Source organism: Microbulbifer agarilyticus (assembly GCF_020171345.1).
Lineage (GTDB): Bacteria > Pseudomonadota > Gammaproteobacteria > Pseudomonadales > Cellvibrionaceae > Microbulbifer > Microbulbifer agarilyticus_D.
The window spans coordinates 1,662,903-1,687,023 of record NZ_JAIUZM010000001.1 but is presented as its reverse complement, the minus strand read 5'-3'; the positions used below and the strand labels follow the sequence as shown (position 1 = coordinate 1,687,023).

Below are 24,121 nucleotides of genomic sequence, written 5' to 3'. Positions count from 1 at the left end.
TATTTGTATTTCCAACGTTTTTAACCTGCTCTTTACACATCTGAATGGACGATGCGATATGACTGACAAGGTGGCCGTTCGCCGCGCGCTGATCAGCGTTTCCGATAAAACCGGCATTGTGGAGTTCGCCCGTGAACTCTCCGCCATGGGCGTAGAGATCCTCTCTACCGGTGGTACATACCGCCAGCTGGGCGAAGCCGGCATCCCGGTTGTGGAAGTTTCCGATTACACCGGCTTCCCGGAAATGATGGACGGTCGCGTTAAGACCCTGCACCCGAAAGTGCACGGCGGCATCCTGGGCCGTCGCGGCAAAGACGACGCGGTAATGGACGAACACGGCATCAAGCCCATCGATATGGTTGTGGTGAACCTGTACCCGTTCAAGGCCACCGTCGCTGACCCCAACTGCGACCTGCCCACCGCCATCGAAAACATCGACATCGGCGGCCCCACCATGGTCCGCTCCGCGGCCAAGAACCACAAAGATGTGGCCATCGTGGTTAATGCCCACAGCTACGACACCGTGATCGAAGAGATGAAAGCCAACGACGGCGCGCTCGGTTACGAAACCCGCTATGACCTGATGGTGCAGGCGTTCGAACACACCGCGCAGTACGACGGTATGATCGCCAACCACTTCGGCGCGCGTAACACCAAGAACGAAGCCCGCGAGTTCCCGAACACCTTCAACACCCAGTTCGAGAAAGCCCAGGACATGCGCTACGGCGAGAACCCGCACCAGAAAGCGGCCTTCTACGTAGAAGCAGATGCAACCGAAGCCTCCGTATCCACCGCCAGCCAGCTGCAGGGCAAGGAACTGTCCTTCAACAACGTCGCCGACACCGACGCCGCCCTGGAAACCGTCAAACTGTTCGACGAGCCGGCCTGTGTCATCGTCAAGCACGCCAACCCCTGTGGTGTTGCCGTCGCTGCGGACATCAAGACCGCTTACGAACTGGCCTTTGCCACCGACCCGGAATCCGCCTTCGGCGGCATCATCGCCTTCAACCGCGAACTGGACTTAGAGACTGCCCAGCTGATCGTCGACAAGCAGTTCTCCGAAGTCATCATCGCCCCGAAGGTCAGCGCCGAAGCCGCCCAGGCCGTATCCGCCAAGAAAAACGTCCGCCTGCTGGAATGCGGCGAATGGACCTCAGAGCGCCCCGCCGCCTTCGACTACAAGCGCGTAACCGGTGGCCTGCTGGTACAAGAAAAAGACAATGGCATGGTGGCCAAGGAAGACCTCAAGGTGGTCACCAAAGTACAGCCGTCCGCAGAGCAGCTGGACGAACTGCTGTTCGCCTGGAAAGTGGCCAAGATGGTTAAATCCAACGCCATCATCTACGCCAAAGACGGCCGCACCATCGGCGTTGGCGCCGGCCAGATGAGCCGCGTGAACTCCGCGCGCATCGCCGCGATCAAAGCCGAGCACGCCGGCCTCGAAGTAAAAGGCGCGGTTATGGCATCTGACGCCTTCTTCCCCTTCCGCGACGGCATCGATAACGCCGCCAAGGTAGGTATCAGCGCCGTCATCCAGCCCGGTGGCTCCATGCGTGACGAAGAAGTAATCGCTGCAGCCGACGAGCATGGCATGGCGATGGTATTTACCGGAATGCGTCACTTCCGTCACTGATAACGTCACACAAACGACGACTGTTGTAATGACTCTGCAGTAAACAACCTGCAGAGTCAGACGTGAAGGGGCTGTGGCTGGCGGCCTTTCGCGAGACCGTCTGCGGCCTGGATGGCCGCAGCCGAGCCCCCAGGGATGGGTTTACGGCGTGTCTCGCGAAAGGCCGCCAGCCATAGCCCCGCCACGGACTGGTCAGGTACTTTTCCCCTGAAGCCAGTAGAGCAGCAGTTGACCTCATCTGAATGCTAAACTAGCCCACCTAAAACACAGGCACGGGGAAACTCAAGAATGAACATCCTGGTAATCGGCTCTGGTGGCCGCGAACACGCACTGGCCTGGAAGGCCGCCCAAAACCCCGCCGTAGACACCGTCTTCGTCGCACCGGGCAACGCCGGCACCGCCCACGAGCCCAAACTGCAGAACGTCAACATTGGCGTCGACAACTTCTCCGCCCTCTCTGATCTGGTGGAAGAAAAAGGCATCGACCTCACTATCGTCGGCCCCGAAGCCCCGCTGGTAGACGGCATCGTGGACTTCTTTAACAGCCGCGGCCACAACATCTTCGGCCCGGAAAAAGCTGCCGCCCAGCTGGAAGGCTCCAAAGCCTTCACCAAGGAATTCCTCGAGCGCCACGCCATCCCCACCGCTGCCTACCAGAACTTCACCGAAATCGAGCCCGCCATCGAGTACATCCGTGAGCAGGGCGCACCTATCGTAGTTAAGGCCGACGGCCTGGCCGCGGGCAAAGGCGTGATCGTTGCCGAAACCGTAGAACAGGCCGAGCTGGCCGTGCGCGATATGCTCTCCGGCAACGCCTTCGGCGACGCCGGCTGCCGCGTCGTGATCGAAGAGTTCCTCACCGGCGAAGAAGCCAGCTTCATCGTCATGGTGGACGGCGAAAACATCCTGCCGATGGCCACCAGCCAGGATCACAAGCGTGTTGGCGATGGCGACACCGGCCCCAACACCGGCGGCATGGGTGCCTACTCCCCAGCTCCGGTAGTGACTCACGACGTGTACCAGCGCATCATGGACGAAGTCATCGAGCCCACCGTGAAAGGCCTCGCCTCCGAAGGCATGCCGTACACCGGTTTCCTGTACGCGGGCCTGATGATCAACGAAGAGGGCACCCCCAAGGTCATCGAATACAACTGCCGCTTCGGCGACCCGGAAACCCAGCCGATCATGATGCGCCTGAAGTCCGACCTGGTGGACCTGTGTATGGCCGCGGTAGAAAAGCGCTTGGATCAGGTCACCGCAGAGTGGGATTCCCGCCCGGCACTGGGCGTCGTACTGGCCGCCCATGGCTACCCCGGCAGCTACCGCAAGGGTGATGCGATTTCCGGTCTGGACAAGGCGGACAGCGAAAACGCCAAAATCTTCCAGGCAGGCACGGCGCTTGACGGCGAACGCGTGGTAACGAGCGGCGGCCGCGTACTTTGCGCCACCGCACTGGGTGATACCGTGGCCGACGCGCAAAAGAACGCCTACGAGTGCGCCAGCAAGATCTACTGGGAAGGCGTCTTCTACCGCAAAGACATCGGTTACCGTGCAATCGAGCGCGAACAGCCGACCGAAGCCTAATTGTCTGAGCGAAACGATGCCAATAAGAAGCTAACGAGGAACGCACCTTGAGCAGTCACCGCCAATTGACCGGACTCGACCGCCTGCTGTTGCAGGCGGATCGCGCCCTGCGCACCCTGAGCCCCGGCTCCCCCTGTCACGAGCGCCCATCACCTGCCAAAGCAGTAGATGAAGCAGAGCTTTCCGACAGTGAACGCCGCCATGCGGCGGGGCTGATGCGGGTCAATCACAGCGGTGAAGTCTGCGCCCAGGCCCTGTACCAGGGCCAGGCGCTGACCGCCAAATTGCCTGAGGTGCGTGCCGAAATGGAACACGCCGCGGACGAAGAAATCGACCACCTGGCGTGGTGCGAGCAACGTCTGGATGAACTGGGCAGCCGCCCCAGCGTGCTCAATCCACTCTGGTACGGCATGTCCTTCGGTATTGGCGCTGCCGCCGGCAAGATCGGTGATAAGGTCAGCCTCGGCTTCCTCGCCGCCACCGAGGAACAGGTGTGCAAGCACTTGGAAGGCCATCTACAGGAACTGCCTGAGCAGGATGAAAAGAGCCGCGCGGTGGTGGAGCAGATGCTGGTGGATGAGGCCAAGCATCAACATGCGGCACTGGATGCCGGCGGGGCACGCTTCCCCGGCCCGGTTAAAGGTTTGATGACACTGGTTTCTAAGGCGATGACTTCGGTCAGCTACCGCTTGTAATACCCTTGTGGCGGTTGCGCCGCCGGGTAGGCTTTTGCGAGACACGCCGTGAACCCATCCCTGGGGGCTCCTCTAAAACATCCTTGTTTTAGAGGGTCTCGCAAAAGCCTACCCGGCGTCACAACCTTCGCCCTAACCGGACGCACTACGAAGTGCAACTGGTCTAAGCGAAGCAGAAGTATCGGCGTCCCAGAATCAGCTCAAAAACCTCAAAGCACCTCAGTCTCACAACGAAGCCAGTCCTCTTCCAACCCCATCGCAATCCGGTCCCCAACCAACAACTCCCCCACACCCGCCGGCGTGCCGGTCAGCACCACATCTCCCGGCATCAGGGTGAAGTACTCACTGATATACGCCACCAGATCCAGAATCGGCGTCAGCATATGGTTGGACTTGCCCCGCTGACGGATCTCGTCATTCAGCCACAAGGTGTAAGTCAGGTTGTCCCAATCCGGCAACCAGTCCAGCTTCACAAACGGCGATAGCGGGCAGGCGCCATCAAACCCCTTGGCTTTTTCCCACGGCTGCCCCTTGCCTTTCAGGTCCGACTGCAACTCCCGCAGCGTGAGGTCCAGCGCCAATCCCAGCCCGGCAATCGCCCCTGGTACATCGCCGGGGTTGGCATCGGTCAGGCGTTCGCCAATCAACAGCGCCAGCTCCCCCTCAAAATGGCAGCTACCGCGGCCACGGGGAAGATGAACCGGCTGCGCCATCGGCACCACCGAGGTCGCCGGCTTGATAAACAGCAGCGGCTCATCCGGAATCGGGTTATTCAGCTCCTCCGCGTGGGCCGCATAGTTGCGTCCAACACACACGACTTTGCCGAGCGGCAGGTTAACGGGGGTATGACAGGTAAATTCGTGTTGATACATAACCAGATTCGATAGCTAGGATAGATATTGCGTATAAAGCTTTGGAAAGCCCTTGTGGTATGATGCCGCCCTCGCCGGTACCCGGTGAGCCCCAACCGATTTTTCTTTAACCCGCCGCGACCAATCTTCATCGCGCACGGCCAAGAGACCCGATATGGCGCCGCCCAGTTCTGACCAAAAACAATCTCTTCAGAAAGACAAAATCCGCATCCTGTTACTGGAAGGTGTACACCAGTCCGCCGTGGACCTGCTGTCTTCCCGTGGTTACACCAACGTGGAATATATCAAAACCGCGCTGCCGGAAGACCAGCTGATCGAGAAGATTGCCGATGCCCACTTTGTCGGGATTCGCTCGCGCACCCAACTGACCCGCAAAGTGCTCGAGCATGCGCCCAAGCTCATCGCGGTGGGTTGCTTCTGTATCGGCACCAACCAGGTAGACCTGGAAGCCGCTACCGACCTGGGTATTGCGGTATTCAATGCGCCCTACTCCAACACCCGAAGCGTAGCCGAACTGGTGATCGCTGAAGCCATTATGCTGCTGCGCGGTATCCCCGAGAAGAATATCGTGTGCCACCGCGGCGGCTGGAAAAAGTCCGCTGTGGGCTCTTATGAGGCGCGCGGCAAAACTCTCGGCATCATCGGTTACGGCGCCATCGGCTCTCAGACTTCGGTACTGGCCGAAGGCATCGGCATGCGCGTAATCTTCTTCGACGTAGTCACCAAGCTGCCGCTGGGTAACGCCAGCCAGGTCAACAGCCTGGACGAACTGCTGGCGCAGTCCGACGTGGTCTCCCTGCACGTGCCGGAGCTACCTTCCACCAAGTGGATGATTGGCGCCGAGCAGATTGCCAAAATGAAGAAAGGCGCCATCCTGCTGAACGCCTCCCGCGGCACCGTGGTGGAAATCGAGCCGCTGGCGGAAGCATTAAAGAGTGGCCACCTCGCCGGTACCGCCATCGACGTATTCCCGGTGGAGCCACGCGGCAACGACGACGAGTTTCAGTCGCCACTGCGCGGTCTCGACAATGCCCTGCTGACCCCGCACGTGGGCGGCTCTACCGTCGAAGCACAGGAAAACATCGGCGTGGAAGTGGCCGACAAACTGGCGCTCTACTCCGACAATGGCACCACCACCAGCTCTGTGAACTTCCCGGAAGTCGCCCTGCCCGGCCACGCCGGCGCTCACCGCCTGCTGCACATCCACAAAAATGTGCCCGGCGTACTCGGCGCGATCAACCAGGTGTTTTCCGACAATGGAATCAACATCTCCGCGCAGTTCCTGCAAACCAACGAGACTGTCGGCTACGTGGTGATCGATGTCGACGCGGAATACTCTGATCTGGCGCTGGAAAAACTGAAGAACATCCCCGGCACTCTGCGCTGCCGCGTACTGTTCTAAGCGCACACGCTCGACATCGCTAACGGGCGCCGCCGGCGTCTGTTACACTCCGCCAAAACCCGGGTGCTACTGTAAATCTACAGTACCCCGGGTTTCTTTATTGTGCTCCAGACAGATGGTTTACGGCATCTCCGGGCGATCCCCGACTCAGCCGACTCTGTACCCATTGCTGCTACGCAATACCAACCGCGAAGCATAGGTAATACCCGTGAAAAATCACAACTCAGACTCCGCCGCGACAGGCCTGCTTGCCGGCATCGGTGCCTATTTTATCTGGGGCGTCGCACCGTTGTACTTCAAGCTGCTGGACGACCTGTCGGCAATGGAGATTCTCAGCCATCGCAGTATCTGGTCGCTGGTACTGGCGCTGATCATGCTGGCGGTGCTGGGCAAGCTTACCGGGTTGCGCGAGGTACTGCGCACGCGCAAAACGGTCATCGCGCTGCTGATCACTACCGCCCTGATTACCTGTAACTGGCTGATCTTTATCTGGGCGATCAATAGCGATCATATCCTGGATGCCAGCCTCGGCTATTACATCAACCCGATTTTCAGCGTGCTGCTCGGTGTCGTAGCCATGGGCGAGCGGCTGCGACCTTTGCAATGGTTTGCGGTATGCCTGGCGGCGGTGGGTATTTCCTATGAAATATGGAGTTACGGGCGCCTGCCACTGGTGGCCCTGGGCGTTGCGCTGACTTTCGGCCTCTACGGCCTGGTGCGTAAAAAAACGCCCGTGGACAGCCTCACCGGTCTGACCGTGGAAACACTGTTCATGCTGCCACTGGCACTCGGCTTCCTGTTCTGGAGCAGCAGCCCCACCAGCAACCTGCTCAACAACAGCTGGCAAATGAACCTACTGCTGATAGCCGCCGGCCCCGTTACCCTGACGCCACTGCTGCTGTTCAATATCGCGGCGCGGCGGCTGAACCTATCCACCCTGGGCTTCCTGCAATATATCGGGCCGACCCTGATGTTTATCTTCGCCATCGTGATCTACAAGGAGCCGATGGATAGCACCAAGCTGATCACTTTTGCCTTTGTGTGGGTGGCGCTGATCTTTTATTCCGCAGACGCACTGATGCAGCGGCGGCGACACCGTCGCCGCCAACAGGCATGAACTTGAAGAAGGATTGTGAAAAGAGCGCTCGAAACCGCTAGTCCGCTAGCCACTGCTCGAGCGCATCGATGATCTGATCGCGGTAGGGCTGGGTTTCGTTGATCATCTGATGGCGCGCACCACGCACGATAACGCGCTTACTATTGGGGAAACGGTCTGCGATCACGCCCATGTTGTAGCGCCAGTCCACGGTTTTATCATCGGTGCCCTGCACCACCAGAATGGGCTTGGGGTTGCGGTTGGTTTTCGGGAACACCTTTAACCAGTCCACCATGGCGCCCAGCCATCGAATCGACATAACCGGCGATTGCAACGGGTCACGCAAGGCCTGACGACGAGCAAACTCCGCGTCGTGGGTATTGATGTTAAATCCGCGGCTGGGGTGCGGCATCAGAAAACGCCCGAGGTAATACACCCATTTGCGCAGGTGCCAGTTGGCCGGGCGTACCAGCGGTGCCAACAGCATGATCTTGTCGAACGGCTGCCACAAACTGAATTGTAAATAACTCAGCAAGGTCGCGCCGCCGGTACTCTGCCCCATGCCGTGCCAGGGTTCCGGCATTTTATTTCTGGCCTTGCTCAACAAGGCTTCCAGCACTTCGCGGTACTGCAGAAAAGTATCGATGGCCACGGGTTCGCCACTGGACAGTCCGTGCCCGGGAAAATCCACAATCACCACGTTATAGCCACGCTCCAGGCCAAAGCGGATGGCGGAACCGTAAATACCCGTATGATCAAAGTAGCCGTGACAGATAAATAACGTGCCCTTGGGGTTATCGACAAACCAGTACTGGGCAACCAGCTCAAACCCGGTGGACTTGAAGGTGCCGATGCCGGTGGCACAGGCCTCGGAGAATTGGAGTCGATAAAAATTACGGTAGGAAATCACCGCTTCCGGCAGGGGTTGGCTACAGGAAAAATCCAACTGCGGCAGTTGGCTGCGCAACGCGGAATAGTCCGGACGGCGAATCACCGGACTGGTATCAACGACATTGAGATCTTTCAGCAGTTCCATGACCCCATGGTACTGCATTTTTCAATAAAAAAGGGCGACCCCAATTCCAGATAATTTGGGTCGCCCTTTCAGCTAAGCACTTTCGATCAATTGATCTTGGGTACCAGCTCGCCTTTTTCGTAGCGCTGGGACATGGCATCCAGGCTAATCGGCTTGATCTTGCTGGCGTTACCGGCGGTGTTAAACGCTTCGTAACGGGCAACACAGATATCTTTCATGGCCTGGGTAGTCGCCTTCAGGAATTTGCGCGGGTCAAACTCGGAGGGGTTCTGGGCCAGGAAACGACGAACCGCACCGGTACTGGCAAGACGCAAATCGGTATCGATATTCACCTTGCGCACACCGTACTTGATGCCTTCGCAAATCTGCTCAACCGGAACACCGTAGGTTTCCGGAATCTCACCACCAAACTCGTTGATGACCGCCAGCCACTCCTGCGGCACAGAGGAAGAACCGTGCATCACCAGGTGGGTATCCGGGATCCGTGCGTGAATTTCCTTGATGCGATCGATCGCGAGAATGTCACCGGTGGGCGGGCGGGTAAATTTGTATGCACCGTGACTGGTGCCACAGGCGATTGCCAGCGCGTCTACCTGCGTCTGCTTCACGAAGTCTGCCGCTTCTTCCGGATCGGTCAGCAGCTGGTCGTGGGACAGTTTGCCCTCCGCACCTACGCCATCCTCTTCACCGGCCATACCGGTTTCCAGGGAACCCAGGCAGCCGAGCTCGCCTTCCACAGACACACCACAGGCGTGGGCCATTTCCACCGCGCGCTGAGTGACATCCACGTTGTACTCGTAGGATGCCGGGGTCTTGCCGTCATCCATCAGCGAACCGTCCATCATCACCGAGCTGAAGCCCAGCTGGATCGAGCGCTGACATACGGCCGGGCTGGTGCCGTGGTCCTGGTGCATCACCACCGGGATGTGCGGGAACTCTTCCACCGCCGCCAGAATCAGGTGGCGCAGGAAGGGTGCGCCGGCATATTTACGCGCACCGGCGGAAGCCTGCACGATCACCGGGGAGTCGGTCTGTTCGGCCGCCTCCATAATGGCGCGCATCTGCTCCAGATTGTTGACGTTGAACGCAGGCACGCCGTAGCCGAACTCGGCAGCGTGGTCCAACAATTGACGCAAGCTGATTAAAGCCATGAAAAAACCCTTTCTCGTCGATATTTAGCAGTTTTGGGTTAGCGGGCCATTTTCGACCCACTGAGGCGTGCGATTCCTGAAGCAAAGCTCCGGTCGCATCTCTTTTTAATTTGGTGTCAGCCCCGGCATGCTGCCGGGTGCGTTAAATCTGAATCGGGGAGCAGGGTGATTCAGCCACCCTGAAAACATCGTTCAACTTTCGCCCCGCACAACACGGGGCTTTGCGGACTACTCCGCGGCGCGGCTTTCCAACATCGCCACTGCCGGCAGCACCTTGCCTTCCACGTATTCCAGGAAAGCGCCACCCCCAGTAGAAATATAGGAGACCTGCTCGGCGATGCCGTACTTGTCGACCGCCGCCAGGGTGTCACCACCGCCAGCAATGGAGAAGGCGTCGCTCTCGGCAATCGCCTTGGACAGACGCTCGGTACCGCCGCCAAACTGGTCAAACTCAAACACGCCCACCGGGCCGTTCCAGATAATGGTCTTGGCGTTTTTCAGGATGTCACCCAGTGCTGCGGAAGAGTCCGGGCCGATATCGAAAATCATGTCGTCTTCGGTCACCGCATCGGCAGGCTTGGTTTCCGCCGCCGCAGACTCGCTGAATTCCTTGCCGGTAACCACATCGGTGGGCACAGGAATATCGCACTTCTGCATCAGAGCCTTCGCGGTATCGACCAGATCGTGCTCGCACAAAGATTTGCCTACCGGCTTGCCGCTCGCCGCCAGGAAGGTATTGGCAATGCCACCGCCCACAATCAGCTGATCAACCTTGTCAGACAGGCTCTCCAGCACGGTCAGTTTGGTAGACACTTTGGAACCACCAACGATCGCCACCATTGGGCGTGCCGGGCTGGCCAGCGCCTGCTCCAGCGCATCGAGCTCTGCGGCCAGCAGTGGGCCCGCGCAGGCGACGGGGGCGAACTTGGCCACACCGTGGGTAGAGGCCTGGGCGCGGTGCGCGGTACCAAAGGCGTCCATCACAAAGATGTCGCACAGGGACGCGTACTGCTTGGCCAGTGCCTCGTCGTCTTTCTTCTCGCCTGTGTTAAAGCGCACGTTTTCCAGCAGCGCCACTTCACCGTCCGCGAGTTCCACGCCACCCTGCCAGTCTTTGATTACCGGCACGTCTTTACCCAGCAGCTTGCCCAGGTGTTGCGCCACCGGCGCCAGGGAGAATTCCTCCGCGAATTCGCCTTCCGTGGGGCGCCCCAGGTGGGACATCAGCAGAACCTTTGCGCCAGCGTCGACAGCGGCTTTGATGGTGGGCAGTGCCGCGCGAATACGCGCATCGGAAGTCACAACCCCGTCTTTTACCGGCACGTTCAGGTCTTCGCGAATCAATACGCGTTTGCCTGCCAGATCCAGGTCCTTCATCAATTTAACCGCCATAGCCAATCCTCTTTTGCTGGTTGCTGAATACTTACTCACACTAACTGCCCCGGAGGGGCGGGAAGCGGGCGCGGATTATACGCTGATGCGCCACCAGCGGTCACGGTGCGGCGAAGTCTGCGCGGCGGGGGCTTGGGCAGGCGCGAGTATATCAACCCGTTTTGTAAATGGATTACGACATACCGTGTATAAGCCTCTGATAACGCTGTCATTTTTTACAAAAAGGCAAAAAAATTCCCAGCTCGCCCCAGAGGCGTTTGCCGCTATTTGCCGAGCCCCATACCATTACCCACGAACCCGTGCTTTGCTTGCTAATCCCATTACTTCCCCCTGTTCACCGGATCCCATATGTCGCGCAGTAAACGTCGCCACAAGGTGCGCTTCCCCAACCCCAACGGGTTGCCCCTCGCGGGCATCCTGGAAACCCCGCAAGGCACCACGCACGGCTTCGCGCTGTTTGCGCCCTGCTTTACCTGTGGCAAAGACGTACTGGCCGCCTCGCGTATCTGCCGGCGCCTCGCCGATCACGGTATCGCCACCCTGCGCTTGGACTTCACCGGCCTCGGCGACAGCGCCGGTGATTTCAGTGCGACCAACTTTTCCAGCAACGTGGCGGACCTGATTAGCGCTGCCAGCTTTCTGCGCGACGAGTACCAGCCCGCGGACTTGCTTATCGGGCACAGCTTCGGCGGCGCCGCGGTGCTCGCGGCGGCCGAGTTTATCCCTGAAGCCAAGGCCGTCGTTACCATCGCCTCCCCTGCAGACCCACAACATGTGTTGAAGCAGTTTGGCAGCGCCCTCGAGACGATTCAGCAGGAGGGGCAGGCCGAGGTGCAGCTTTCACAACGCCCGTTTGTGATCCGGAAACAGTTTGTGGACGATGTATTGGGTATACCGGAAGGGCATATCCACAAATTAGGGCGTCCGCTACTGATCTACCACTCGCCGGTTGATCAGGTGGTGTCCATTGACGAGGCTGCGGATATCTACAATCGCGCATTGCACCCGAAGAGCTTTATCAGTCTGGACGATGCCGACCACCTGCTGAGTGATCGGGCAGATGCCCTCTATGTGGCCGATACTCTAGCGGCCTGGGCCCAGCCGCACCTGAAAACGCGCTCGGAGTAACAACGCAAGGTGACCACCATGGAAGAATTCACGGATCAGTGCCCCTACTGCGGGGAAATGATTTCCATGCTGATCGATACCAGTGCCGGCGACCAGCACTACATTGAAGATTGTGCAGTGTGCTGTCGGCCGATTCAGGTGCGGGTAACGGTGGAGATGGACGGCAGCTGGCAGGTGCAGCTAAACCATGAAAACGAGGTGTAAGTCACCAGCTCTGGCAAAAACACATCGGCAAAACAAAAAAGGCCGCGAACATCCGTTCGCGGCCTTTTTTGCATCCTGTGAGATGAAGTTGGCGGACTGGGAAATTACACCGACTGGTGAATTTCCTTGGCCGCGCGCTCGCCGGTAGATACGGCACCGTCGATATAACCGAAGTACTCCAGCTCGGTGTGCTCACCACAGAAGTGGATATTGCCTTCCACCAACGGCTGGGCACCCCACCAGGAGGTGTAACTGCCAAAGGTGGGAGTGGAGTAAGAACCTTTGGACCACGGGTTGGCAGACCACTTGGACTGCATCGCAGTACCAGAGAAGGCCGCAGAGGTACCCGGGAAGACGTTATCCACAATGTTATGGAAGTGGTTAATGTCACTCTGCAGCGGCGCCGCAAAAGGCTGGTCGGTGCCGAGGTTTTTACCGTAGTCGCCACCGAAGAAGTTCACCAGAATGCCGTCTGGCTGGCCGTTTACGGAAGTGGAATCCCAGGTGTCGAACAGCTCCGGGCGGCCCACGTAGGTAACTCCGTTGGCGGTCACGGCCTGGCCGTTTACGTATTGGGTCTGGGTCCAGGGGCGGCTGTTGTGGTGCATGGCAAGTTTGCCGTTGGCACCAAAAGCCATCTGTTCTATCGCCATGCGCTTCTCAGGACGGAAGCTGTTGTACAGAGACGGTTCAATGTCCACATCACGCAGCAGGGAGAACGGCAGCGCGAGAACCAGCTTGTCACAATTGTGTACGTAGCCGTCTTCGAAAGTCAGGGTGTAAGGACCATTGATGTCGCCATTGATCGCCACCAGCTTGCGTCCGGTTTCGATGCTGCCTTCCGGCAATTCTTCGGCCATGCGGCTCCACAGCTGGTCGTTACCACCCGCAATGCGGAAACGCTCGTCGGTGCCCGCCAGCGGCGTGGCGCTGTTGATCGGGTTCCACGCCAGCAGATAAATCAGGTTCAGCGCTGTCTGCTCTTCCGGCTGCAGGCCGTACTCGGCCACCAGGTCCGCCTGGAATACCTGCCCCATATTGGAATTAGCACCAATACCTACCTGATCCATCCAGGTATTGGAGTCAAGATAATCCAGCGCTTTGTGCGTGTCATTGTGCCAGTCGTAGGTCGGCAGCCACGGGGCTTCTGGCTGGATTTTCTTGAAGATCTTATAGGTTTCGCGCCACTCTTCGTTGAGCTGGTGCTCTGAGTAGTGCTGGCCATTTACGTAATACAGCTCGCTGCCGCCAGGCACTGCGTTGCCGTTTACGTCTTCGATATCCAGACCCAGCTCGTTCGCCAGGTTACGCACAGCATTGTGCTCGGTGGAAATCAACTCACCGCCGCGCTCAACCGGGCCACCGAATATGGTGCGGTTGGTATTTACCCGGCCACCCAGACGGGTGTTGCCTTCAAACACAGTGCTGGCAATGCCGTACTGCTGCAGGCGATGCGCACAGCGAATACCCGCAATACCGCCACCGATAATCGCAACGCTGCCCGGACGGCCGTCGCCATTGCCGCCACCTGGATCCGCCTGCGCCGGCTTGGAAACACCTGCCAGAGAAGAGCCAACACCAACTGCCGCGGCCCCCATACCCAGCTGCTTAAGGAAGCGACGACGCTGTTCATTACCGGTCAGCTTGGCGCCTTCGGTAACGATGTCGAGGCTTTCGTCTGCGGAGATTCCGGTTTTATCAGACAGCGCCTGGGCGACACGCATGCGGCGCATCAGGCCCGCGATGGGGGAGAGGGACTTGCGGCTTCTCATGATTCTTCCTGTGAGTTTGGCGAAACTGGGACCTAGGTCCCAGAAGTTATTTTTTACGCCATTCTACAGGGGATGCAGAAAAATGGAATATTTATTCGGTTTTTAGCACCCAAAGAAAACTAAGTACTCACAAACATCTAATAAACTGATTTACATAGACTTTTTTAACCTCAACCCCTACTACCCAATACATCACCCCTTAATGGCCGTTTAATTTTCCGCCAATTGCATCCAATTTTGTCACTCTTGCGTAGAGTTTCATGAATATATACCAGCCCCTTTCGACCTCGCTTCGCATAGATCACTCTGCCAGCGACCGCCGCCCCTCTCTTGGGAGGCGGCGCTGGACGGGCCAAGACGTACGCTGTTGCAACCCCCTCAATCAATCAGGCACGCATTTCAACTTCAAAACTGCAGTTCGCCGACAGATTCACAGATCCGAAAATCCTCACCCTTACACACTGACTGCGCCTGCTACATTCACAACCACGGCAGGGATGGCGCCCGATGTTTACCGTGATTTCTGTCACCTACCAATCATCAAATAATCTCGTATCCAACTTTCCTGGAGTAAAAGAAAAATGAGAAAGACGCTTTCCGCGTTGCTCACGACGCTTATTGCCTTTTCCGCCACCGCTAATGCCAATGGCGAAGACCAGCGCTACATCGTGAAATATAAAAGTGGTAAAGGTCCGGCAGTAATGGCTGCGGTCAACGCAAGTGGGGGACGTTCCGCCAAAGCACTGGAAAAACACAGCGCCATGGCCGCCTACCTGCCAAGCCATGTGGCGCAGTCGCTGGCCAAAAACCCCAACGTGGAATATGTCGAGGAGGACGTGAAGCGTTATCCGCTGTCTGAGTCGGTGCCCTTCGGCATCCCCATGGTGCAGGCGGACCAGCTGAGCGATATGAGCGCGGGCAACCAAACCGTGTGTATTATCGACTCCGGTTACGACATCAGCCACGAAGACTTATCGGGTAACACCGTCACCGGTAACTACGATAGCGGCACCGGCAACTGGTACGAAGATCAGAACGGTCACGGCACGCACGTTGCCGGCACCATTGCCGCCATCGGCAACGGCAAAGGCGTGGTAGGCGTAATGCCAAACGCCAACATCAAGCTGCACATCGTTAAGGTGTTTGGCGCAGACGGCTGGGCCTATTCCTCGTCTCTCGTGGCCGCTGCAGAAGAGTGTGCGGCAAACGGTGCGAGCGTGATCAACATGAGTCTCGGCGGCACCTTAAAGTCCCGCACCGAGCAGAACGCCTTTGCCGATCTTTATGCGAACCAAAATATTCTGTCGATCGCCGCAGCCGGTAACGACGGCAATACCCGCCACTCCTATCCCGCGTCTTATGACGCTGTTGTTTCTGTCGCGGCTATCGACAGCAACAAGTTGGTCGCGGACTTCTCCCAACAGACCGGACAGGTTGAACTGTCCGGGCCGGGCGTAGACGTATTGTCTTCGGTACCTGTGGGTATGGGGCTGTCGACCACCCTCAGTGTTGCCGGTAGCGATGTCGAAGCGGCCGGTATGGACGGAAGCCCTATGGGCAGCGCCACCGGTGCACTCGTTGACTGTGGCCTCGGCGAGTCGGCCTGTGCCAACGCGAACGGCAAAGTGTGCCTGATTTCTCGCGGCAACATCAGCTTCGCTGAAAAAGTGCAGGCCTGTGAAAGCGGCGGCGGTATCGCGGCAGTGATCTACAACAACGAGCCCGGCATGCTGTTTGGCACCATGGGTGAAACCGTTACCGGCATTCCGTCTGCGGGTATTTCCGATACCGATGGCGCCGCACTGCTAGGCCAGATCGGCGACAGTGCCACCTTGGCGATCGAACCCAGCGATTACGCGTTCTTTAACGGCACCTCCATGGCAACACCGCATGTAGCCGGCGTTTCCGCTCTGGTATGGAGCCACTTCCCCGCGTGTTCCGCAAGCCAGATCCGCAATGCACTGGTCAGCACCGCAGAAGACCTGGGTAGCGCCGGTCGCGACAATGCCTACGGATACGGTCTGGTGCAGGCAAAAGCCGCGGCCGACTATCTTGCGGCAAATGGCTGTGACAACGGCGGCGGTGGTGATGACGGCAATGACAAGCCTTGCCGTGGAAAAAACTGCACCCAATAAATAGGCGCTTTGCGCTTCCAAACTTGAAAGCAGTAAACAAAAAAGGCTTGCCGGATATTCGGCAAGCCTTTTTATTCTACCTAGTTGAAAGAGTTAAGCAGGTAGAATCACTGGCACATCGAGTAACGTCTTATTGACGTTGCAGATCGCCGATACAGCGATTGTACTCATTGATGTACACAGAACTGCCTCGGTTAGGTACTGCGTTGGATTTATCCGCAGCAGCGTTACGACAGCCCTCAATCTGGTCTGAAGTCAGACCAACACCAGGATTAGTCACTACAGACGCATTTGGAGTGGACTGATGATCCATTACACGAGGCGGGTTGGTTTCATAGAAGTAACCACCTTGCTCGTTGAAACGATAAAAGGTGTCACCGCTTTTGTAATAGGTGTTACCCAAAATTTGCACTTCCTGAGCGCCAGAGGGCAGCTGAGTCATAGTGCTTTGAGCATGGGCAAAACCCGCAATGGAACAAAACAGAACTACAGGTAACAGGTAACGCATGATGATCTCCTCATCTCCCAATGTGTTCGGAAGTCTATTCACGGTATCTGGGCATCCCAACAGAATTTCTGAAAATAAAACCGTTGCAATGACTTCAAAGTGGGGATGAGTCGTAGATTAATTTTCCTGCTCGCTTTCCTGTTTTTGCTGTTCGCGCAGCTCCTCTAAACGTTGGCTCGTTTGTGCCGCCGCTGGCTTTTCCGGGGCAAAATTTTCTACACTACCGCGCTCTGAGCGCAACGCACGTTCGGTGGCCTGTTGTTCGTCACTATAGTCCGGCGCCAGCTCCAATTTCGGTCCATTGCTGCTGAAACCCAATAAAACCCAGATAAAAAACAGCAAACTGAGCAGACGAATGACCAGTGAACGGTCCAAGAGCCAGTGCAGTCCTTCGCCACGGCGGCGCAAAAACTGAATCCGCACCAGAATATTCAGCACCAGTAGCACACACGCCGCGACAACCACCCAGCTGGCGAGCCCTCCGAGGGCACCCGCCAGCCAGTTGGCCACCTGTGAGTTGAATTCCATCAGCCAGCCCTCACTTAGCGCTTGCGCGCGACCTGTTTCATTTGTTCGGAGAACACCGCCTGCTGCAAGCCAATAGTGCCCAATGCTTCGACCGGCACAAACACCTTGTTATTTGACTCGGCCATGGTCTCCAGCACCTCGAGTGTGCGGTAAGAGAGGTACTTGTCAGTAACCGACTTGGCCAGCAGGTCATTAACCTCTTTCTGCCCCATGGCTTTCTCACGGGCAATCGCACGGTTCATTTTTTCCCGTTCCAGATCCCGCTCCATCTGGATCTTCTGGATTTCAAACTGTGCCTTCTCCTGCTCAATCAGCTCGCGGCGCTCCGCGGCACGCTCCTTGGCCTCAGTGATGACCTTCGGAAACTGCACATCCGCGATACCCAGACGTTTGATCTTGATGGGTGTTCCATCCAGCGAGGAGGCGACAGCGGAAAATAGCTCCTGGCTGAGCATTTCACGGCTGGAGGCAATTTCATTGATCGAATACTTGGCGATCACCCGCCGTACCACGTCGCGAATAACCGGCTGCGCATAGGTGTTGTACACCTGGCTTACGGAAATATTGCCATTCTGCGGAGGCATACGGTCAAAGATATTGTCGATGTATTTTTCGTTTACCGCCCCGGTCATCCGGATATCAAAGCTCATATTGAGCTGATCTTTAGGCATAAACAGTTTGAATTTTTCCAGGTGGCCGAAGTCCGCAATCGCCAGGGTCACCAGTTTGTCGCAGTAGAACAGGCACATATCCAGGCGGAATTTGGACGGCGGCACGGTACTTGGCTTATAGCCATTTTTGGTGAGAACCTTGCCGACGTGTGCCGGCGGCACCTCCACCCGGTCTGCGCAGGCAGTCAGGCCCAGAAAAGGCAGTATCAAAAGAAGGACCGGCAACTTCAACAGCTTTGGCATTTCCATATATCCCTAAATTCATTATTCACTCGGGCGAGTACCTTAAAGAGCTATTTACCCCGGGGCAAGTTGCTCAATCTACGTACACCCCGCAGAACTCCCACAAGAAAAACCTACTTGCCTGTGATCTAATTACCCCTTTCTCGCCGTTTTCGGAATCCATCAAGATGCAAACTGAATTTCTTACCGCGACCCTGTTTAATCTGGGTTTGAACCTGCTGTATACCATTCTCGCGCTGCTGATCGGCATGGTTGCGCTGCTGCTGATCGATAAAAAGCTGCTCAAGCATGTGGATATCGAGGGCGAACTTAAAAATGGCAATGTCGCCGTGGCCATTTTTGCCTCAACCATCCTGATCTTCGTTGCAATGATCATCTCTTTCGGCCTCAAGGGCTAGGGCATCACCGTGAGATCCCTGTTCTTCTATCTGGCCATGGGTTTGCTGATGATGTTGCCGGAACTGGTGCGGCACTGGCAGGCTCTGCCCGCCGAGCACGCCCTGCAGCAGCACCAGCTCGCGGTCATGCAGAGTGAAAAAGGTACGGATGCGGTTAAAGATGAGCAGAAAGGGATCGTAAAGATTGCCGGTAGCTACTCCCCACTCACCGAAACGATGGTGCAGCAGGCGGTGTCGAAACGCAGTGAGCAGCAGAGCAGCTATATCTCTATCTGGAACTGGCAGGGCATCGAGGCGGTGACCGCCTCCGCCCGCGGGCTGGACAGCCAGCACCACTTTGCCAACAGCTACCTGGTGGGTTTCCAGCCATTTGAGACCGAGGCTTTATGGGTGCCGCTGTACACTCTGGCGGTCCGCAAGGAATACCAGTACGACCATCTGCAATACGCCGGCCTCGCCGATATCTGGCAGACTTCGCGCCAGGCGTATTACCAGAAGCGCGGCGATTGCGAAGACCATGCGATCCTGCTGGCCGACTGGCTGATTAATCTGGGCGTGGATGCGCGAGTGGCACTGGGAACCTACAAGGGTGAGGGCCACGCCTGGGTCGTGGCCATTGTGGATAACACCGAGTATTTGCTCGAGGCCACCAGTAAACGTCGCCAGGCCAGCTGGCAAGCCATGCCGCTCGCCGCACTGACCGAAGGCTATGAAGTGGAATTCCAGTTCAACCGCGATTACTTCTGGGCGAAAACCACCGCAGCGCCGACGCGCCGCTACCGCGGCGATCACTGGATTCGAAAGTCACAATTTATTCGCGGATAAAAGTACGCCGGCAATCTTCAGCATCAAGCATTACCGGCTCTGCACATTTCCCCCAGTTCTTGTCGCTGTCCGGCCTAGATCGGCGAGCCCGGTGGCATCGGTTTAAGATCTCCTTTCTCCACCTTCAATTCGCCATCCATAAACGCGGCGATACGGTTTGCCTCATAATAATAGTGGGCGTTGTATCCGTGTGGATCCTCGCCAAACAATTTCATCGCGCCGATCGCATGCTGAAATTTAGCCAGTTCGAAATTCGCCCGCGCGCGGGCGGACTCCGGTGCCTGCTTGTTGTCTGCCAGTAACATCAGGTGGTGGATATACACGTGGTTAACCCGCTGGTGGATGGCCGCCTGGAGCCCGGTGTATTGCCCGCTCGTCAATGACTGTTCGGTAAGCTGCGCCAGCAGGGTATTGAAGCCGGGGCCATCGCCGCGACGCGCCTGCTGCTCCTGCAGACGGGCAGCACGCTGGGGGTCAAGCAATATGGAGAAGGTATGCCCTGCAGCTGCTTCCGCCATGGCGATCCCGTCAAATGCCACCCCGGTGTAAGCGGGGAAGCTTTCATTGCTGCGACTGTAGCCAAACGCTTTGGGCGGCAAGAGTTTCAGTACGCGCTCCGGCAGGGTTAAGAACTCCGGCCGCAGGGTTTGCGCCAGCGCATCGATCGCCTGCTGCTGTTGTTCTGCGGATACCAGTTGGTAACTCGCGTCACCCGCGTCATTCGACAGGTAGTCGTAATCCAGCCCGCCGATCAGCTTGCCGACCGCCTCGGCCTGGTAGCGATGGCCGTAGTACACCGGCACCAAGGTTTCATCCAGCGACGAGCGTGCAGAATCCGCCACGTTGGCTGCAGGACCAAAGTTCTCCAGTGCGTGTTTGCGCAGCTCGGTCATCCGCTGGAATTCGTCCAGCGGCTCACGCCCGTTATCCCAGAGATGGGAATAAGCATGGGCATTATTGATGCTGCGAGAGTCCCGATCGGTAATAAAGCGCAGCTTCTGTTGTTGCGCCTCTTCGAGCACACTGTCGAGATATTCCGTTTCATCACCCTCGGCCACACCGTAGCCATAGCGGATCGCCAGCTTATCCCAGACGCCAATACCCGATGCATAAGCATTCTCCACATCGAGCTTGCTGCCAGCCAAAGTGACCAGCGGGGCTGGATAGTCCATTACCGACGCGCGATCTTCCGTGCTGGAAATAAAATTGTGCGCAAGGCCGATGGTGTGACCAACCTCGTGGGCGGAAAGCTGGCGAATACGCGCGAGCGCCATCGCCTTCAGCTGTTCCGTATCCGCATCCTTGTTGCCATAGGGCTGCAACAGGCCCTGAGCGATCAGGAAATCCTGGCGTACCCGCAGGGACCCTAGGGTGACATTCCCCTTCAGAATTTCACCGGTGCGCGGATCATAAATCGAATACCCATACGACCAGCCGCGGGTGGAGCGGTGCACCCAGTTGATCACGTTGTAACGCACATCCAGTGGATCCGCGCCTTCCGGCAGCAGCTTCACCTGAAAAGCGTTTTCAAAGCCGGCCGCCTCAAATGCGTCATTCCACCAGCTTGCGCCATCGATCAGGGCACTGCGTACCGGCTCCGGCACACCCGGGTCAATGTAATACACTATCGGCTCTACAGGCTCGTTGCTGCCCGGGCGCTTCTCCAGTCGATGCCGGAAGATAAGCCGCTGATCCATGGGTTGGTCGATGGCGGTGGCATAGTCACGGAAAATCAGCGGGAAATACCCGGAGTTACTGTGAAAGCGTCGCGGCTGGTAACCGTCGTCCGGGAGGGCCACCAGAGAAATATGCTGGCGTAAGGTGGCGAGCTGTGGGGTCGGCACCACCTCCTGCATGTATTGGCCCGGATCACTGCCGGCAAAAGTGAGCTGTGCCTCAAATTCACTATTCTGCGGAAAGTTTTTGGTGCGCGGCAGGTAGATCGCAGAACGATCTTTATCCAGACTGTAGCTGCCCTGCCCAGCCTGCTTGAGCCGTGCAGTAATACCGTGCTGGTCGCTCAAGACAAACGGAGTGAAGTCCACCAACACCGCACCCCCTTCTTCAGCCAGTACCTTAAACCCCCAAATCACCGAGGACGCAAAGGCTTCGGATACGGCGCGACGTTCTGCCGGATTATCCGACAGGGCCCGATATTTCAGATTTACCTGGTGCAACAACACCTTGTTGCCCACCCGCTCAAATTTAACCACACGGCTTTCGCCCACCTGGTTACGGTCCAGGCCAACCGGGTTGGACCCCAGCCCCTGCGCGAGCCCGGTGAGCAAGAGCAGCTCGCGGTCGAACGCATCGACCTGCAGTAACAGCCGCCCCTGCTGGGGGTCCCAGAAGTAATCAAACAGCCCCTGCTGCCGCTCCATACCGGAGGTGATTGTGGCAATTGACTCCGCGCGTGAAAAAACGCTGAGAGATAAGGCACCTATTAACAGAACAACAGCAATAATCGACCGACGTGGCATGGTCCCCCCAAAAACATATTGGTCATTGTTAGACAATGCGGAAGAGTACCATCCGCACAAATCCAGTTCACCGCATACCATGCAAAGCCTGTGATTTGGTACCGCGACTTCCACTGATCTTCAAAAACACTCGCTTCACCCTCCGAACGGGCACCCCCACCATCCATCCGCACTCGTTGGCACGGTTAATGCTTTTTACAACCTGTTCAACGAAGAACAATCTGGGGGAGCCGATGAGTTTCGAGGAAATTTCTCTATTTATCCTACTGCTTTGCGCTGCAGGTTTGATTGCAGGTATCACCGCGGGACTATTTGGAAATGGTGGCGGGTTCGTAGTGGTTCCTGCACTACTAGCGGTGTTCCCTTTCCTGCACAGTGCCAGCGACGAAATGATGCGCGTCGCGGTAGGCACCTCACTCGCCTCCATTGTAATTTCTTCGGCACGCTCGGTGCAGGCCCACAGTAAACGCGGGGCAGTAGATTTTAAGGTATTACGGGACTGGTCCATATGGATCGTTTTGGGGGTCGGCGCAGGCCTCTACATCGCATCCTTTACCGACAGCAAAAGTCTGATCTATGTGTTTGCCGGGGGTGTATTGCTGTATTCCATCTATTTTCTTTTCCCCAATTTGTTCGACGGTCTAAAGGGCAAGCTTGAAATGCCCACAGGATTTGCCCGTGCGAGCCTGGCAAGCTTTCTAGGGGGATTTTCTTCCTTACTCGGCATCGGCGGCGGCACCATAACGGTGATGACCATGGTGCTGTGCAATCGACCGGCGCACCAAGCTGTGGCAACCGCTTCGGGTATTGGTTTTCTTATCGGGCTTCCAGGCGCCATCGGTTTCCTGCTGATGGGCCTGGGCGCACCAGACCTGCCAATAGGTTCCATCGGCTATATCAATGTTCCGGCACTGATCGCCATCTCAATTTTTTCAATTATTTCTGCGCCCATCGGTGCGCGCTGGGCGCACAGCCTGAACGAGCTGCACCTCAAGCGTCTGTTTGGCGTTTATTTGATAGCAGTGTCCATGGCGATGTTTGCCAAGGCCTGACCGACAAAACACGGTGCCAATCAAATGCACCACCATTGACCTTACCGGGAGGAAAATAATGCATAAATCGCTCAGCAGAAGGTTATTTCTACAGGGGGCGACGGCCGGCGTCTCCGCCGCTCTGGCGGCGACAAGCACAGCCAGCCTGGCCGCAAGCGCCAAAGAAATAACACGCCCAACGCCACTATATGGTCCGCCTCCAGGCGTCGCAAAACTCAATGCTAACGAAAACCCCTACGGGCCAAGTCCGGCTGCACTCAAGGCAATGATGGAGGCAAGCCAAAAAGGGGCCTATTACGTCTATGACAGCGTCATGCGCCTGAAAACCATGATTGCTGAACGACATGGTTTGACCCCGGAGCATGTCACACTCGGCTCTGGCTCCAGCGCCGGACTCGCTGCCGCGGCAATCACTGCGGCGCAGACCGGGAATATTCTCGGACCAGACTTGTTCTGGGATACCACATCGCGCGTGGTTGAGATTCAGAGTATTGGTGAGATTAAACGACTGCCAAAACTGGAAAGCCTGGCCATTGATCTCGATGCCATGTACAACGCTATCGATGACAGCATCTCCATGGTTCAGGTGACCAATCCGAACAACCCGACGGGTATGCTGATCAACCCGGAAGCTATGCGCAATTTTTGTATCAAGGCATCAAAGAAATGCACCGTTCTGGCCGATGAGGCGTACAACGAACTCACCGACAACAGCGATCTGAATACAGTAATACCTCTGGTAAAGGATGGGCACGACATTATCGTCGCACGTACGTTTTCCAAGATTTACGGATTGGCCGGCATGCGCGTCGGGTATCTGATTGCCCAGCCGGAAAAGATCGAGCAGATGGAAAAGTATGGGCTCGGCTGGTACGGATTGAATCAGGCCGGTCTTGCTGCTGCGATTGCCTGTTACGAAGACCATCGTTTTATGGATTACTCGCGCACAAAAGTTCTGGAAGCCCGTGAGATGGTCACTGCGGCACTGAAAGAGCATGGACTTTCCGCACTCCCCTCAGTGACCAATTTTATGTTTGTGAACCTCGGAGATCTGAATGCGGAAACTTTCCGCGCAGAAATGGCCAAGGAAAACGTACTGATAAGAGGCATTTATCGCGATTACACCAATTGGTCGCGGGTCAGCATGGGGCATTTGGAGGATGTGGAGAAATATACCGCCGCACTACCCAAGGTACTGCATCGTATGAGCTGATGCTTTCCGTTGGATTCGCTCACTGGCCAGCTATGCTGGCCTTTTTTATGTCTGCGCTTCCGCCGTAAAAACTCAATTCAAAAAAATCCCCGCATTGCGGGGA

The 24,121-nt window shown here is 57.0% G+C and carries 21 protein-coding genes; 12 read left to right on the top strand and 9 right to left on the bottom strand.

The annotated features are described in order from the left end of the window. Window positions 1–58 precede the first annotated feature (58 nt). The 3 genes from purH to coq7 all read left to right on the top strand — a co-directional run bounded on the left by purH (window position 59) and on the right by coq7 (window position 3,912). A complete protein-coding gene (gene purH, locus LCM31_RS07090; RefSeq protein ID WP_224868606.1) occupies window positions 59–1,633 on the top strand; it encodes a bifunctional phosphoribosylaminoimidazolecarboxamide formyltransferase/IMP cyclohydrolase in 1,575 nt (524 codons plus the stop codon). Window positions 1,634–1,921: 288 nt separating this feature from the next. Then, window positions 1,922–3,217, top strand: coding sequence for a phosphoribosylamine--glycine ligase (purD, locus tag LCM31_RS07085; RefSeq protein ID WP_224868605.1), 1,296 nt, complete (start codon window positions 1,922–1,924; stop codon window positions 3,215–3,217). Between the two features lie 47 nt (window positions 3,218–3,264). Then, window positions 3,265–3,912, top strand: coding sequence for a 2-polyprenyl-3-methyl-6-methoxy-1,4-benzoquinone monooxygenase (coq7, locus tag LCM31_RS07080; protein ID WP_224868604.1), 648 nt, complete (start codon window positions 3,265–3,267; stop codon window positions 3,910–3,912). Window positions 3,913–4,121: 209 nt separating this feature from the next. Here the strand turns inward: coq7 and LCM31_RS07075 are convergent, their stop codons facing one another. After that, entirely contained in the window at window positions 4,122–4,784 is a 663-nt protein-coding gene (locus LCM31_RS07075) for a fumarylacetoacetate hydrolase family protein (RefSeq protein WP_224868603.1), read from the bottom strand. A gap of 154 nt (window positions 4,785–4,938) precedes the next feature. On the opposite strand from LCM31_RS07075, the gene serA reads away from it, so the two are divergent. Next, entirely contained in the window at window positions 4,939–6,186 is a 1,248-nt protein-coding gene (gene serA, locus LCM31_RS07070) for a phosphoglycerate dehydrogenase (RefSeq protein WP_224868602.1), read from the top strand. 208 nt (window positions 6,187–6,394) lie between these two features. Next, the gene (gene rarD, locus LCM31_RS07065) at window positions 6,395–7,303 is read left to right on the top strand and encodes an EamA family transporter RarD (protein ID WP_224868601.1); all 909 of its coding nucleotides are present in this window, start codon (window positions 6,395–6,397) and stop codon (window positions 7,301–7,303) included. A gap of 37 nt (window positions 7,304–7,340) precedes the next feature. On the opposite strand, the gene LCM31_RS07060 is transcribed toward rarD, so the two are convergent. The 3 genes from LCM31_RS07060 to LCM31_RS07050 form a co-directional block, all read right to left on the bottom strand. Next, entirely contained in the window at window positions 7,341–8,318 is a 978-nt protein-coding gene (locus tag LCM31_RS07060; RefSeq protein ID WP_224868600.1) for an alpha/beta hydrolase, read from the bottom strand. A gap of 86 nt (window positions 8,319–8,404) precedes the next feature. Beyond that, on the bottom strand, window positions 8,405–9,469 hold the full coding sequence (fba, locus tag LCM31_RS07055) for a class II fructose-bisphosphate aldolase (protein WP_224868599.1): 1,065 nt from the start codon (window positions 9,467–9,469) through the stop codon (window positions 8,405–8,407). A 228-nt stretch (window positions 9,470–9,697) separates the two neighbouring features. Next, the gene (locus tag LCM31_RS07050; protein WP_224868598.1) at window positions 9,698–10,861 is read right to left on the bottom strand and encodes a phosphoglycerate kinase; all 1,164 of its coding nucleotides are present in this window, start codon (window positions 10,859–10,861) and stop codon (window positions 9,698–9,700) included. A gap of 348 nt (window positions 10,862–11,209) precedes the next feature. Between LCM31_RS07050 and LCM31_RS07045 the strand changes: the two genes are divergently transcribed. Further along, on the top strand, window positions 11,210–11,989 hold the full coding sequence (locus tag LCM31_RS07045; RefSeq protein WP_224868597.1) for an alpha/beta hydrolase family protein: 780 nt from the start codon (window positions 11,210–11,212) through the stop codon (window positions 11,987–11,989). Window positions 11,990–12,007: 18 nt separating this feature from the next. Continuing rightward, entirely contained in the window at window positions 12,008–12,193 is a 186-nt protein-coding gene (locus LCM31_RS07040) for a CPXCG motif-containing cysteine-rich protein (protein WP_224868596.1), read from the top strand. A gap of 104 nt (window positions 12,194–12,297) precedes the next feature. Here LCM31_RS07040 and LCM31_RS07035 read toward each other — a convergent pair whose 3' ends face one another. Next, window positions 12,298–13,965, bottom strand: coding sequence for an FAD-dependent oxidoreductase (locus LCM31_RS07035; protein ID WP_224868595.1), 1,668 nt, complete (start codon window positions 13,963–13,965; stop codon window positions 12,298–12,300). A gap of 581 nt (window positions 13,966–14,546) precedes the next feature. On the opposite strand from LCM31_RS07035, the gene LCM31_RS07030 reads away from it, so the two are divergent. Next, entirely contained in the window at window positions 14,547–16,100 is a 1,554-nt protein-coding gene (locus tag LCM31_RS07030; RefSeq protein ID WP_224868594.1) for a S8 family serine peptidase, read from the top strand. 130 nt (window positions 16,101–16,230) lie between these two features. Here the strand turns inward: LCM31_RS07030 and LCM31_RS07025 are convergent, their stop codons facing one another. The 3 genes from LCM31_RS07025 to LCM31_RS07015 all read right to left on the bottom strand — a co-directional run bounded on the left by LCM31_RS07025 (window position 16,231) and on the right by LCM31_RS07015 (window position 18,050). Continuing rightward, window positions 16,231–16,608 carry a hypothetical protein gene (locus tag LCM31_RS07025; RefSeq protein ID WP_077407230.1) on the bottom strand — a complete coding sequence of 126 codons (378 nt, stop codon included), beginning with the start codon at window positions 16,606–16,608 and terminating at the stop codon, window positions 16,231–16,233. A gap of 117 nt (window positions 16,609–16,725) precedes the next feature. Then, a complete protein-coding gene (locus LCM31_RS07020) occupies window positions 16,726–17,136 on the bottom strand; it encodes a hypothetical protein (RefSeq protein ID WP_224868593.1) in 411 nt (136 codons plus the stop codon). A gap of 14 nt (window positions 17,137–17,150) precedes the next feature. Continuing rightward, window positions 17,151–18,050: an SPFH domain-containing protein gene (locus tag LCM31_RS07015; RefSeq protein ID WP_224868592.1), complete on the bottom strand. Its 900-nt coding sequence runs from the start codon at window positions 18,048–18,050 to the stop codon at window positions 17,151–17,153. 167 nt (window positions 18,051–18,217) lie between these two features. Between LCM31_RS07015 and LCM31_RS07010 the strand changes: the two genes are divergently transcribed. Next, window positions 18,218–18,448 (top strand): DUF350 domain-containing protein, encoded by a 231-nt coding sequence (locus LCM31_RS07010; protein ID WP_010132325.1) that lies wholly within the window; start codon window positions 18,218–18,220, stop codon window positions 18,446–18,448. 9 nt (window positions 18,449–18,457) lie between these two features. Then, a complete protein-coding gene (locus LCM31_RS07005; protein WP_224868591.1) occupies window positions 18,458–19,273 on the top strand; it encodes a transglutaminase-like domain-containing protein in 816 nt (271 codons plus the stop codon). Between the two features lie 74 nt (window positions 19,274–19,347). On the opposite strand, the gene LCM31_RS07000 is transcribed toward LCM31_RS07005, so the two are convergent. Next, complete coding sequence (locus LCM31_RS07000; protein ID WP_224868590.1) at window positions 19,348–21,753, bottom strand: zinc-dependent metalloprotease; 2,406 nt, start codon at window positions 21,751–21,753, stop codon at window positions 19,348–19,350. 35 nt (window positions 21,754–21,788) lie between these two features. Here LCM31_RS07000 and LCM31_RS06995 point away from each other — a divergent pair, with 35 nt between their 5' ends. Together LCM31_RS06995 and LCM31_RS06990 are read left to right on the top strand one after the other, a co-directional pair. After that, a complete protein-coding gene (locus LCM31_RS06995) occupies window positions 21,789–22,805 on the top strand; it encodes a sulfite exporter TauE/SafE family protein (RefSeq protein WP_224868589.1) in 1,017 nt (338 codons plus the stop codon). Between the two features lie 58 nt (window positions 22,806–22,863). Beyond that, on the top strand, window positions 22,864–24,018 hold the full coding sequence (locus LCM31_RS06990; RefSeq protein ID WP_224868588.1) for a pyridoxal phosphate-dependent aminotransferase: 1,155 nt from the start codon (window positions 22,864–22,866) through the stop codon (window positions 24,016–24,018). Window positions 24,019–24,121: the final 103 nt, after the last annotated feature.

Coding starts and splice junctions, on each gene's coding strand:
- purD (WP_224868605.1), top strand. CDS start 1,922: ATGAACATCCTGGTAATCGGCTCTGGTGGCCGCGAACACGCACTGGCC.
- LCM31_RS07035 (WP_224868595.1), bottom strand. CDS start 13,965: ATGAGAAGCCGCAAGTCCCTCTCCCCCATCGCGGGCCTGATGCGCCGC.
- purH (WP_224868606.1), top strand. CDS start 59: ATGACTGACAAGGTGGCCGTTCGCCGCGCGCTGATCAGCGTTTCCGAT.
- LCM31_RS07060 (WP_224868600.1), bottom strand. CDS start 8,318: ATGGAACTGCTGAAAGATCTCAATGTCGTTGATACCAGTCCGGTGATT.
- LCM31_RS07050 (WP_224868598.1), bottom strand. CDS start 10,861: ATGGCGGTTAAATTGATGAAGGACCTGGATCTGGCAGGCAAACGCGTA.
- LCM31_RS07015 (WP_224868592.1), bottom strand. CDS start 18,050: ATGCCAAAGCTGTTGAAGTTGCCGGTCCTTCTTTTGATACTGCCTTTT.
- LCM31_RS07075 (WP_224868603.1), bottom strand. CDS start 4,784: ATGTATCAACACGAATTTACCTGTCATACCCCCGTTAACCTGCCGCTC.
- serA (WP_224868602.1), top strand. CDS start 4,939: ATGGCGCCGCCCAGTTCTGACCAAAAACAATCTCTTCAGAAAGACAAA.
- LCM31_RS07010 (WP_010132325.1), top strand. CDS start 18,218: ATGCAAACTGAATTTCTTACCGCGACCCTGTTTAATCTGGGTTTGAAC.
- LCM31_RS07000 (WP_224868590.1), bottom strand. CDS start 21,753: ATGCCACGTCGGTCGATTATTGCTGTTGTTCTGTTAATAGGTGCCTTA.
- LCM31_RS06995 (WP_224868589.1), top strand. CDS start 21,789: ATGCGGAAGAGTACCATCCGCACAAATCCAGTTCACCGCATACCATGC.
- LCM31_RS07030 (WP_224868594.1), top strand. CDS start 14,547: ATGAGAAAGACGCTTTCCGCGTTGCTCACGACGCTTATTGCCTTTTCC.
- LCM31_RS07040 (WP_224868596.1), top strand. CDS start 12,008: ATGGAAGAATTCACGGATCAGTGCCCCTACTGCGGGGAAATGATTTCC.
- LCM31_RS06990 (WP_224868588.1), top strand. CDS start 22,864: ATGCATAAATCGCTCAGCAGAAGGTTATTTCTACAGGGGGCGACGGCC.
- LCM31_RS07045 (WP_224868597.1), top strand. CDS start 11,210: ATGTCGCGCAGTAAACGTCGCCACAAGGTGCGCTTCCCCAACCCCAAC.
- LCM31_RS07020 (WP_224868593.1), bottom strand. CDS start 17,136: ATGGAATTCAACTCACAGGTGGCCAACTGGCTGGCGGGTGCCCTCGGA.
- fba (WP_224868599.1), bottom strand. CDS start 9,469: ATGGCTTTAATCAGCTTGCGTCAATTGTTGGACCACGCTGCCGAGTTC.
- LCM31_RS07025 (WP_077407230.1), bottom strand. CDS start 16,608: ATGCGTTACCTGTTACCTGTAGTTCTGTTTTGTTCCATTGCGGGTTTT.